The organism is Bacillus aquiflavi (assembly GCF_019915265.1).
Taxonomy (GTDB): domain Bacteria; phylum Bacillota; class Bacilli; order Bacillales; family Cytobacillaceae; genus Bacillus_BT; species Bacillus_BT aquiflavi.
In genome coordinates, this window is record NZ_CP082780.1 from 1,257,200 (window position 1) to 1,269,110 (window position 11,911).

The following is an 11,911-nucleotide window of genomic DNA, read 5'->3' on the forward strand; positions in this document are numbered from 1 at the left end:
CAAGTAAAGAATTTGGAAAAGTGCTACAATGTAGATAAAAGCTTTACATATTTCTTGAACGTATTTAAAGGGGTGTAAGACACATGATCAATCAACTTTCATGGAAAGTTGGCGGGCAACAAGGGGAAGGTATTGAAAGTACAGGGGAAATATTCTCCATCGCACTAAATAGGTTAGGTTACTACTTATATGGGTACCGCCACTTTTCATCACGTATTAAAGGCGGTCACACTAACAATAAGATTCGCGTAAGCACTAAGCAAATTCGTTCTATTTCTGACGACTTGGATATTCTCGTTGCATTTGACCAAGAAACAATTGATGTGAACTACAAAGAGCTTCACGACAATGGAATCATTATTGCAGATGAGAAATTTTCACCAAAGTGTCCAGAAGATACTAATGCAACAATGTATGTAGTTCCATTTACAGAAATGGCTACAAATCTCGGCACATCACTTATGAAAAACATGGTTGCAGTTGGAGCATCTTGTGCTGTATTGGACCTTGATATTCATGTTTTTGAAGAAGTTGTACAAGAAATCTTTGGCCGTAAAGGACAGCAAGTAGTCGATAAGAATATGGAAGCGATTAAAGCTGGATTTGAGTTCATGAGAGATAAACTCACTGACAACCAGACAATGGTGCTTGAAAAAGCAGACGGCAAAAAACGTATGTTTATGATTGGAAACGATGCCATTGCGATGGGAGCTCTTGCAGGAGGATGCCGCTTTATGGCTGCATACCCAATTACACCAGCATCGGAAATTATGGAATACTTAATTAAAAAGCTTCCTTTAGTAGGAGGAACGGTAATTCAAACTGAAGATGAAATTGCTGCTTGTACAATGGCAATTGGTGCAAACTATGGAGGAATTCGTGCTTTAACTGCGTCTGCAGGCCCTGGTCTTTCATTAAAAATGGAGGCAATTGGTTTAGCTGGAATGACAGAAACACCAGTTGTTATTGTAGATACTCAACGTGGAGGTCCGTCAACAGGTCTTCCTACGAAACAAGAACAATCTGACTTAATGGCAATGATTTACGGTACACATGGAGAAATTCCTAAGATTGTTATAGCGCCTAGTACGGTAGAAGAGGCGTTCTATGATGCAGCTGAAGCATTTAACTTAGCTGAAGAATACCAATGCCCAGTGATCGTATTGTCTGACCTGCAATTATCTTTAGGTAAGCAAACCGTCGAACCTCTAGATTATAGTAAAGTTGAAATTCACCGTGGCAAGCTAATGAGTGGAGAACTGCCAGAGGTTGAAAATAAAGACTACTTTAAACGTTACGAAGTAACTGAAGATGGTGTTTCACCGCGTGTAATTCCTGGAATGAAAAATGGTATTCACCACGTTACTGGTGTTGAGCATAATGAAATGGGTAAACCATCTGAATCTGCTGCAAACCGAAAAGCGCAAATGGATAAGCGTTTCCGTAAAATAGAAAATATTAAATTTAATACACCTGTTTATAAAAACGTACAGCATGAAGAAGCTGACTTGTTAATCGTTGGTTTTAACTCAACACGTGGAACAATTGAGGAAGCAATTGGACGTCTAGAAGCAGACGGAATTAAAGTGAACCATGCTCATGTTCGTTTAATTCATCCATTCCCAACTGATGAAATTTTACCGTTAGTTCAATCTGCAAAAAAAGTGGCTGTTGTTGAGAACAACGCAACAGGACAACTAGCAAACATTATGAAAATGAATGTTGGACATGCTGAAAAGATTGTGAAAGTGACAAAATATGACGGAAATCCGTTTTTGCCGCATGAAATTCATTCAAGATGTAAGGAGTTGTTTTAATAATGGCCACATTTAAAGATTTTCGAAATAATGTAAAACCAAACTGGTGTCCAGGTTGTGGTGATTTCTCTGTTCAAGCTGCAATTCAACGTGCGGCCGCAAATGTTGGTTTAGAACCAGAAAATTTAGCAGTTATTTCAGGAATCGGATGTTCCGGCCGTATATCTGGATACATTAATTCTTATGGATTCCATAGTATTCATGGACGAGCTTTACCAATTGCTCAAGGAGTTAAAATGGCTAACCGCGATCTTACTGTTATTGCTTCCGGAGGCGATGGAGACGGTTTTGCCATTGGAATGGGGCATACCATTCATTCGATTCGCCGTAATATTGATATAACTTATATCGTAATGGATAACCAAATCTACGGTTTAACGAAGGGACAAACTTCACCGCGTTCAGCTGCTGGATTTAAAACAAAGTCAACTCCTGAAGGTTCAATCGAACAACCGATTGCACCAATGGAAATGGCATTGTCAGCAGGAGCAACGTTTGTTGCCCAAAGCTTTTCAACTGATTTAAAAGATTTAACTGCTTTAATTGAAGCAGGAATTAATCATAAAGGCTTTTCGTTAATTAATGTATTTAGCCCATGTGTTACTTACAACAAAGTAAATACGTACGATTGGTTTAAAGAAAATTTAACGAAATTAAAAGACATTGAAGACTATGACCCATCAAATCGTGAGCTAGCTATGCAAACGGTGATGGAACATAAAGGTCTTGTAACCGGATTAATTTACCAAAATAAAGAACAAAAATCTTATCAAGAACTTGTCCATGGTTATTCTGAAAAACCATTAGTGGACGCAGATTTAAATCTTGATCAAGAATTTTTTGATAAGCTAGTTGCTGAATATATGTAATAAATATTAGTAAATACCGGCGGGAATGAACTGCACCCCAATTGTTAGACACAGTTTAACAATTGGAGGTGTGGTTTTTTTATCTTCTTTAAAAATTTCTTTTTTACATGAATGCAAATGTCCTCCATAGAAAGACACCTATATTTACTTCCTTTTTTAACGATGATAAGATCTTATTATATAGGAGTTTATTGTGCTTAGTTGAATAAGGGAGTGTTCATCATGAATGGAAAAATGAAGGCTATTGTTAAGCATCAACAAGGGTTTGGCGCTCAATTAAAAATGGTCGATATTCCTAACATAAATGAAAATGAAGTGTTAATAAAAGTAAAAGCAACTTCAATTTGCGGCACAGATGTTCATATTTATAAATGGGATGAATGGTCTCAAAGCAGGGTAAATCCCCCATATATATTTGGACATGAGTTTGCTGGGGAGGTTGTGAAAGTAGGCTCGAAAGTGAATGATATTCAAACTGGCGACTATGTTTCTGCGGAAACTCATTTAGTATGTGGAAGCTGTCCTCAATGTTTGACAGGACAGTACCACATCTGTAAAAACACGAAAATAATTGGAGTTGATACACAAGGGTGCTTTGCAGAGTATGTAGCACTGCCGGCAAAAAACATTTGGAAAAATCCTTCGGAACTATGTGCGAATATTGCTTCAATCCAAGAGCCAATGGGAAATGCTGTTCATACTGTTTTAGCAGATGAAGTTACTGGAAAGATTGTCGCTATAATTGGCTGTGGTCCGATTGGTTTAATGGTAGTAGGGGTTGCAAAGGCGGCTGGAGCTGCTCAAGTAATTGCGTTTGATTTGAATGATTACCGTCTGCATTTAGCGGAAAAAATGGGTGCAACGACTGTAGTAAATTCTAAAAATGAACACCCTTTAAAAATTATTAATCAACTAACAAAAGGAAATGGTGTAGACGTTGTCTGTGAAATGAGTGGGCATCCTATTGCGATTGATCAAGGATTGAAAATGGTAACAAACGGAGGACGGGTCACAATATTGAGTTTACCAACTAGACCGGTTGAAATAGATATTACAAACGACATCGTGTTTAAAGGGGTAACTGTTCAAGGAATTACTGGTCGCAAAATATTTAAAACATGGCAGCAAGTATCTAACTTACTTGCTTCAGGTCAAGTTGATGTTACGCCGATCATTACTCATGAACTTCCGCTTGAAGAATTTGAAAAAGGCTTTGACTTAATGATAAAAGGTGAATGTGGGAAAGTCATATTATATCCATAATACGAAACAAATATGTAAGGAGGTAATGACTTGAAAGGTTTTGAATATTTACAAGCAGAGTTAGATGAAATGAAAAAAGAGGGCACATTTAGGGAATTAGTGCCTCTCGAATCAGATCAGGGATCAAAGGTTGTTATTAATGGAAAAGAAGTAATTCAGCTATCGTCGAACAATTATTTAGGTTTAACATCGCATCCTCGGCTTCGTAAAGCAGCATTAAAATCAGTGGAAAAATACGGGGCAGGTACTGGATCTGTTCGTACAATTGCTGGAACGTTTACAATGCATATGGAATTAGAAAAAAAGCTTGCAAAATTTAAACATACAGAAGCCGCACTCGTATTTCAATCTGGTTTTACAACAAACCAAGGAGTTCTTTCGGCAATCTTAACAGCAGAGGATGTAGTCATTTCAGATGAGTTAAACCACGCTTCAATTATCGACGGCATTCGTCTAACGAAAGCCGCACGCCGAATTTATAAGCACGTAAATATGGAAGATTTAGAAAAGGCATTACAAGAAACACAAAATTATCGCAAACGGTTAATCGTAACTGACGGTGTATTTTCCATGGATGGGAATATTGCACCTTTACAAAAAATTGTTGAACTTGCTGAAAAGTACGATGCTTTAGTCATGGTAGACGATGCACACGCTTCGGGTGTACTGGAAAAAAACGGTCGTGGAACAGTTAATCATTTCGGTCTTGATGGACGGGTGCATATTCAAGTCGGTACATTAAGTAAAGCAATCGGTGTTTTAGGGGGTTATGTTGCCAGTACTCGTACCCTTATAGATTACTTAATTCATAAAGGTCGCCCGTTTTTATTTAGCACTTCTCATCCTCCAGCTGTTACGGAGGCGAATATTGAAGCAATTAACGTTCTGTTGGAAGAACCTGAGCGAATCGAGACGCTGTGGAAAAATACAACGTTTTTTAAAGAAGGGTTAAAAAACCTTGGCTTTAATATTGGCAAGAGTGAAACACCGATAACTCCTGTGATCGTTGGAGATGAAGCATTAGCCCATCAGTTTTCAGATACACTATTAACATATGGTGTCTTTGCACAAGGCATTGCTTTTCCAACAGTAGCAAAAGGTCAAGCGCGTGTGCGAACAATTGTCACCTCAGAGCATTCAAAGGAAGAATTGCAAGAAGCTCTAAATATTTTTGAAAAAGCGGGCAAAGAGCTGAAAATTATTTCATAAATATGCATACGATTTTAAAACAATGAATTGGCGATGTAATTCGTCAATTCATTGTTTTTCGAAAGGATTTTTTGCTGACGTTTTTCTATTGTGTTAGCGTTTGATTAGCTTTATACTATAATAATGTGTACCTTTAAAGTTAAACTAGGTAAATCAATTTCTCCCCATTTTTTATGGGTTTGCGGAATAAACAAAGAGCAGTCCCGAAGTTTATTCTGCATGATATACGAAAGGAGAATATACATGAATGAAAAGCAACGACTAGAAGGGCAGCAAGTACAGGCTGAAAATTCTTCGGACAAAAAATCCGTAAAGGATTACAGCAAGTACTTCGAAGCAGTATATACACCGCCATCTTTAAAAGATGCAAAAAAACGTGGAAAAGAAGAAGTGAAATATCATAAAGATTTTGAAATCCAAGAAGAGTTTCTTGGAATGGGAAAAGGCCGCAAATTTTATATCCGTACTTATGGCTGTCAAATGAATGAGCACGACACAGAAGTAATGGCAGGTATTTTCCTCGCTCTCGGTTATGAACCAACAGATGAAGTAAGTGATGCAAATATTATTTTGCTTAACACATGTGCAATTCGTGAAAATGCAGAAAATAAAGTGTTTGGAGAAATCGGTCATCTTAAAGCATTGAAGATGGAAAAACCTGATTTATTATTAGGTGTTTGTGGCTGTATGTCACAAGAGGAATCTGTTGTAAACAGAATTTTAAAACAATATCAATACGTTGATATGATTTTTGGTACGCACAATATTCATCGTCTGCCGCAAATTTTAAAAAAAGCATATATGTCAAAAGAAATGGTCGTTGAAGTTTGGTCAAAAGAAGGAGATGTTATTGAAAACCTTCCCAAAATTCGTAAAGGTCATATTAAAGCATGGGTCAACATTATGTATGGTTGCGATAAATTTTGTACGTACTGTATCGTGCCATATACGCGGGGTAAAGAACGAAGCCGCCGTCCAGAAGATATTATTCAAGAAGTTCGCCATTTAGCAGCACAAGGCTATAAAGAGATTACACTACTCGGTCAAAATGTAAATGCATACGGAAAAGATCTCGAAGATATAAAGTATGGATTAGGAGATTTAATGGACGAGCTAAGGAAAATTAATATTCCGCGTATTCGATTTACAACGAGTCATCCACGGGACTTTGATGACCATTTAATTGAAGTGCTAGCCAAGCGCGGAAATTTAGTTGAGCACATTCATTTACCAGTTCAATCTGGCTCAACTGAAGTATTAAAAATAATGGCACGAAAATATACGAGAGAACAATATTGAGAGCTAGTCCGTAAAATTAAAAAAGCAATTCCTGATGTTGCATTAACAACAGATATTATTGTTGGCTATCCAAATGAAACGAACGAGCAATTTGAGGAAACATTATCATTATATAAAGAAGTTGGATACGATTCAGCTTACACTTTCATTTATTCTCCACGGGAAGGTACGCCAGCCGCAAAAATGCAGGATAATGTACCAATGGGAGTCAAAAAAGAACGACTTCAGCGTTTAAATAGTTTAGTAAATGAATTATCTGCAAAGAAAATGAAAGAGTATGAAGGTCAAATCGTTGAAGTTTTAGTTGAAGGAGAAAGTAAAAATAATCCAGATGTCCTTGCAGGCTATACACGTAAAAATAAGCTTGTGAACTTTACAGGTCCGAAGTCAGCTATTGGCCATCTTGTGAAAGTAAAAATAAATGAAGCAAAAACATGGTCTTTGAATGGCGAAATGGTAGAAGAACTTGAATCATTAGAGGTGAAATAAAATGACAAAGTATACAAAAGAGGATATTATTTCTCGTGCGAAAGAATTAGCATTAATGATTGCTCAAACGGATGAAGTAGACTTTTTTAAGCGTGCGGAAGCACTTATTCATGAAAACGAAAACGTTCGTAACAAAATTGCGACAATTAAAAGCTTGCAAAAACAGGCTGTCAATTTTCAACAGTATGGCAAAGATAATGCCTTAAAGCAAGTCGAGGAAAAGATTCTTGCAATTGAAAAAGAATTAGATGAAATTCCAATTGTACAAGAATTTAAACAATCTCAAGTTGAAGTGAACGATCTTTTGCAGCTTGTTGCCGTTACAGTATCCAATACAGTAACAGATGAAATTATTATGTCTACAGGCGGAGATGTCTTACGCGGTGAGACAGGCGCACAAATTCGCAATAGTAAAGGATGCCATTAATCATTTAGAATCAGCTCCTAAATCAATTGATTTAGGAGCATTTTTTATGCTCAAATAAGAGGGAGATTATTACTTATGTGAGCCTGCGGTCTATATAAATATAGCCTATTAAATTCTTAGGGTGTGTACTTAAAAATCGTTTGTCAGCCTCTTGCTTTATACTTATTTAAATAGGCACATAAATTTAGGTAAAAGCATAGAATGAACTATATAAATCTTAACTTTATGTATATTCCTTTTCAAAAATATTCGCACACTAGTCTAATATCACGCATAGGATGAAGTGAAAATGATTGAGGAGGGTTCGCTCGCAATGGGAGAATACAGAGAGATTATCACAAAAGCGGTCGTTGCAAAGGGACGAAAATATACAAAGTCCCATCATACGATTTGCCCTGCACACCATCCGTCTAGTATACTCGGCTGTTGGATTATAAATCATAAATATGAAGCAAGGAAAGTCGAAAAAACAGTCGAGGTTTGCGGCACCTGTGACATTAATGTTTGGTACTCCTATAAAGATAATACAAAAACAGAAGTAGTTACTGAACAGGTTGAATACAAAGATGTCATAAAGTTTAAATACCGTGATCCCGATTGTTTTGATGATCATGAAGTAGTCGCACGAGTGCTTCAACAGCCAAATTGTATTGAGGCCGTCGTATCCCCTAACGGGAACAAGGTGATTGTACATGATGAAAGAGAGTTTCTCGTTGAATTGATCGGCGAAACAAAGGTTTGTGTCGCTGTCAACCCGAAATGCTGTAAAAAAGACGATGATGATTGGGGATTAGATATTGACGATGAAGAATTTGAAGACTTAAATCCTGAATTTTTAGACGCGACAGAAGAAGAATAGTTTAACACTAGGAAGGATTTTGCTTCCTAGTGTCAGACAGTTGACAAACGCTCGCATTCATTGTTGCTTACTTCATTGTAAACTCATGAACGCCAGTTCTATTCGCTTCCGCCTTTTGTACTATGCGCCTTGACTGACAAGCGTTTTCAACTAGTCTCTCGGGCATTTGCTTAAATATTGACTTTGTCTAAAAGCTGACACTAGGAAGATTTTGCTTTCTAGTTTTTTTTTATGTTTGTCGTTTTTACATTTTAAACTGACTTAAAAATTGGAGAAAATGAGTTTCTTGTGGATGTTCATATTTTAATATCGCATATGTTTTTGCAATTGGCAGTTGGATAAATGGGCAAGGAGCTTCGAGTAACCTACCTTCAAGAAGCTCACGACGAACAGTTGAGGAAGGCAAAAAAGAAACACCAAGCCCTTCGATGATAAATCGCTTTGTTACATAAACTTGCGAGACTGCCATTGTTCTAATCGTTGGTATTTGAACACGAAGTGCAGCAAGTAATCGGTCCCAATATTCTGGATGGTTATGAGTGATTAGATAATGAGTTGTTAACAACTCTTCTGCGTCTAAAGGAGGAGCTGTTTCACTATCTTTACCATCATGCGGGACGATAAGGACAACAGGATCTTCGTATAACGTTTTACAAATTAAATTTGCATCTTGAACATGAAGCCGAGAAAGTCCAAGATCAACATCACCATTTAAAACAGCGGTTGCGATTTCTTTTGACTCTAATACTTGTACCGATATTTCAATTTCTGGGTTAAAAGTAATATACCGTTTTAATATGAATGGCATAATCGATTCAGCGATCAGCGGAGAAATAGCAATTGTGAGCTTGTGCATATACCCTTGGCGAAAGCGCATTAAATCTGCAAGACTTTCTTCGTACTTTATTAGTAATTGTTTAGCATGAGGTAAAAACTTTCTTCCTTCCTCTGTCAAACTTACTTTTCGTCCACCTCTCTTAAACAAAATACAGCCAATCTCTTCTTCAAGCAGTTTAATATGAACTGTAACCGATGGTTGAGATATAAAAAGCTCCTCAGCTGTTTTGCGAAAATTTTCATATTTAGCGGCAGTGATAAAGGTATGGAGCCATTTAAAATCCATTTGCTTCACCTGCTTATTAATAAATATAATTAAATTAATAAATATAATTTAATTTTCTTTATTAATAATATCACATACACTATTAATAACAAAGAGAGGAGGAATTAGGAAATGTTTCAACCAGGTTTAAAAGGGGTTATTGCAGCAAAATCATCGATTAGTTATATTAATGGTGCAAAAGGTCAACTTGTATATAGGGGTTTTGCAGCAAATGAGATTGCCTTACGATTTTCATTTGAGGAAGCGGCGCATTTGCTTTGGTATGGGAAATTACCGAACGACAAGGAAAGAGAAGTGATGGAGAATAAGTTAAAAACGAAAAGGGAGCTCCCGATTTATATTCAAAGAATGATTGATTTACTTCCGGAAAATATAGATATGATGGGTGTCATTAGAACAGCAGTTTCAGCTCTCGGGAATTCTAGGTTTTCATGGAAACCTACGGTTGATCAAGCTATTGAGCTTACCGCGATGATTCCAACAATCATTGCCTATCGGCAAAGAAAGTTAGCAGGTCAAGAGCCAATTGAACCAAACTTATATTATAATCATGTTGAAAACTATTTGTACATGCTCTCTGGGCAAATACCATCTTCGATTCATGTTAAAGGATTAGAAACATATATGATTTTAACACTTGAACATGGAATGAACGCATCGACCTTTTCAGCAAGAGTAACCGCATCGACTGAATCTGATTTAGTATCGGCTATAACATCGGCTATTGGTACGATGAAAGGGCCGCTGCACGGAGGAGCACCATCAGATGTGACAAAAATGCTTAATGACATTGAGAAAAAAGAAAATGCAGAACGGTGGCTTAAAGAGAAATTAGAACGCGGTGAGAGGCTAATGGGGTTTGGTCATCGAGTCTATAAAACAAAAGATCCGAGAGCGATAGCGTTAAGAACGAAAGCTCTTGAAATCGGCAAGGACGATCCTTGGCTTTCTTTAGCGCTGTATGTAGAAGAAACAGCGATACGTCTGCTCGAGGAGTATAAACCTGGCCGTAAGTTGTATACAAATGTAGAATTTTATGCAGCAGCTCTTATGCGCTCACTTCAGATAGAGGATGAGCTCTTTACCCCAACATTTACAGCAGCAAGGGTTGTTGGCTGGTCTGCTCATGTAATAGAACAAGCTAAGCATAATGTATTGTTCCGTCCAGAATCTTATTATATAGGGGATTTACCTAAGACGAGATAACGAATACGAATTGCTTTTCTATAAATTTGCTTTCACTAAAGATGAAATTGAAATGGTCAATTCATTGTTCGATTATGAATAGGAGAAAGAAATAATTTACTTACACGAATGAAATGAGTAAGAGGGTTTTGAGTGTGATCATTTATGCTCAGAACCCATTGTTAATTTTTATTACGTAACGGAGTGAGATGACAATGATCAATTTTTTTGAGTATAACTGGCAAGTTAGAGATGAATGGTTTAACTGGTGTAAGCAACTAACAGAAGAAGAGCTGTTACAAGACCGCATTGGGGGAGTAGGTAGTATTTTGTTCACTCTTTTTCACATTATTGACGTTGAATATAGTTGGATTCGCGGCATGAAAGGTGAAGAAGACGTAGTGTTTAATTTTGATGATTATAATACGCTTTTAAAAGTTAAATTTCTCTCAAACAAATTACGGTATGAGATAGTTGAATTTTTAAAGACAGATTTTGTTAAGGATGAATTTGTAACAGTGCCTTGGGATGAAAATAAATATACAAAGGATGAAATCATACATCATATTATAGCTCATGAAATTCATCATATTGGTCAACTTTCTGTTTGGGCAAGAGAATTAGCACGAAGTCCCGTATCCGCCCATTTTATCGGCAGAAAATTAAACTATTTATTGTTAGAGAAAGGTAATTAAAATGGACCAAGCATTAGAGAAAACACCAATGTCATGCGATTTCTAAACTTTACTTTATGTTTTATTTTTATCGTAGAAAATATTTATCTGTTTTTAGGGAATGTAAACATCATTTTCATTTTATCCATTAAAAGTAGAATTCTTGGAAAGCGGCTTGACTTCAATCAATAGTTATTTGCTCTCGTTTAGTGAATAAAATATATATTGGTAGACTTGCTGAAAAAAGTATATAAGAAAACGGCTGATCGTAAAAATAGCGATGCCTATTGTTTCGAGTCATAAGCTCAAGTAGGGAATAAACTTTTAGCTTCTAGAATTTTTATACTTTTTTATGATATAATAACGGAAAAATATAAAAGGAGCGCCATTTTTTTGAGTATTAAAACAGTCTTTTTTTCTATTATGATCCACGGACTGCTAGCTTATTGTTGTATTCTTTTAGTCAGTGGAGTTGCGCTTTTAGAAAATAAATTTTTAATAGTTGTATTGTTATTCATATTTGTGATATTTGCGAATAAGCTTTATCCTTTTAAACAATATAAAATGACAGATCCTGTTAAAATTATCGGTTTTATAGCGTTTTTTGTCATTTTATTTGTTCATTTTAATGTTATGAAACTGAGTTTCTTTTAACATTTAAGATGACATCTTTTATTATGTTATAATTAATGATTGA

At 36.3% G+C, this 11,911-nt stretch carries 10 protein-coding genes and 1 pseudogene; 10 read left to right on the forward strand and 1 reads right to left on the reverse strand.

Features of this window, described 5'->3' with window-relative positions:
- The first annotated feature begins 83 nt into the window (after nt 1-83).
- The 7 genes and pseudogenes from K6959_RS06295 to K6959_RS06325 all read left to right on the forward strand — a co-directional run bounded on the left by K6959_RS06295 (nt 84) and on the right by K6959_RS06325 (nt 8,232).
- A complete protein-coding gene (locus tag K6959_RS06295; RefSeq protein WP_163240234.1) occupies nt 84-1,817 on the forward strand; it encodes a 2-oxoacid:acceptor oxidoreductase subunit alpha in 1,734 nt (577 codons plus the stop codon).
- A gap of 2 nt (nt 1,818-1,819) precedes the next feature.
- Nucleotides 1,820-2,686, forward strand: a complete 867-nt coding sequence (locus K6959_RS06300; RefSeq protein ID WP_163240236.1) for a 2-oxoacid:ferredoxin oxidoreductase subunit beta — start codon at nt 1,820-1,822, stop codon at nt 2,684-2,686.
- 222 nt (nt 2,687-2,908) lie between these two features.
- On the forward strand, nt 2,909-3,949 hold the full coding sequence (gene tdh / locus K6959_RS06305) for an L-threonine 3-dehydrogenase (protein ID WP_223087942.1): 1,041 nt from the start codon (nt 2,909-2,911) through the stop codon (nt 3,947-3,949).
- A gap of 30 nt (nt 3,950-3,979) precedes the next feature.
- A complete protein-coding gene (locus tag K6959_RS06310; RefSeq protein ID WP_223087943.1) occupies nt 3,980-5,158 on the forward strand; it encodes a glycine C-acetyltransferase in 1,179 nt (392 codons plus the stop codon).
- 243 nt (nt 5,159-5,401) lie between these two features.
- Nucleotides 5,402-6,946: pseudogene (miaB, locus tag K6959_RS06315) on the forward strand (tRNA (N6-isopentenyl adenosine(37)-C2)-methylthiotransferase MiaB).
- 1 nt (nt 6,947) lies between these two features.
- Nucleotides 6,948-7,373, forward strand: coding sequence for a YlbF/YmcA family competence regulator (locus K6959_RS06320; protein ID WP_163240243.1), 426 nt, complete (start codon nt 6,948-6,950; stop codon nt 7,371-7,373).
- Nucleotides 7,374-7,686: 313 nt separating this feature from the next.
- Nucleotides 7,687-8,232 (forward strand): outer spore coat protein CotE, encoded by a 546-nt coding sequence (locus K6959_RS06325; RefSeq protein ID WP_223087944.1) that lies wholly within the window; start codon nt 7,687-7,689, stop codon nt 8,230-8,232.
- Nucleotides 8,233-8,476: 244 nt separating this feature from the next.
- Here K6959_RS06325 and K6959_RS06330 read toward each other — a convergent pair whose 3' ends face one another.
- A complete protein-coding gene (locus K6959_RS06330; protein ID WP_163240247.1) occupies nt 8,477-9,355 on the reverse strand; it encodes a LysR family transcriptional regulator in 879 nt (292 codons plus the stop codon).
- Between the two features lie 111 nt (nt 9,356-9,466).
- On the opposite strand from K6959_RS06330, the gene K6959_RS06335 reads away from it, so the two are divergent.
- The 3 genes from K6959_RS06335 (at nt 9,467) to K6959_RS06345 (ending at nt 11,868) form a co-directional block, all read left to right on the forward strand.
- Entirely contained in the window at nt 9,467-10,561 is a 1,095-nt protein-coding gene (locus K6959_RS06335) for a citrate synthase/methylcitrate synthase (RefSeq protein ID WP_163240249.1), read from the forward strand.
- A 194-nt stretch (nt 10,562-10,755) separates the two neighbouring features.
- Nucleotides 10,756-11,235 (forward strand): DinB family protein, encoded by a 480-nt coding sequence (locus K6959_RS06340; RefSeq protein ID WP_163240251.1) that lies wholly within the window; start codon nt 10,756-10,758, stop codon nt 11,233-11,235.
- A 372-nt stretch (nt 11,236-11,607) separates the two neighbouring features.
- Entirely contained in the window at nt 11,608-11,868 is a 261-nt protein-coding gene (locus K6959_RS06345; RefSeq protein WP_163240253.1) for a hypothetical protein, read from the forward strand.
- Nucleotides 11,869-11,911: the final 43 nt, after the last annotated feature.

Coding starts and splice junctions, on each gene's coding strand:
- K6959_RS06300 (WP_163240236.1), top strand. CDS start 1,820: ATGGCCACATTTAAAGATTTTCGAAATAATGTAAAACCAAACTGGTGT.
- K6959_RS06340 (WP_163240251.1), top strand. CDS start 10,756: ATGATCAATTTTTTTGAGTATAACTGGCAAGTTAGAGATGAATGGTTT.
- K6959_RS06325 (WP_223087944.1), top strand. CDS start 7,687: ATGGGAGAATACAGAGAGATTATCACAAAAGCGGTCGTTGCAAAGGGA.
- tdh (WP_223087942.1), top strand. CDS start 2,909: ATGAATGGAAAAATGAAGGCTATTGTTAAGCATCAACAAGGGTTTGGC.
- K6959_RS06295 (WP_163240234.1), top strand. CDS start 84: ATGATCAATCAACTTTCATGGAAAGTTGGCGGGCAACAAGGGGAAGGT.
- K6959_RS06320 (WP_163240243.1), top strand. CDS start 6,948: ATGACAAAGTATACAAAAGAGGATATTATTTCTCGTGCGAAAGAATTA.
- K6959_RS06335 (WP_163240249.1), top strand. CDS start 9,467: ATGTTTCAACCAGGTTTAAAAGGGGTTATTGCAGCAAAATCATCGATT.
- K6959_RS06330 (WP_163240247.1), bottom strand. CDS start 9,355: ATGGATTTTAAATGGCTCCATACCTTTATCACTGCCGCTAAATATGAA.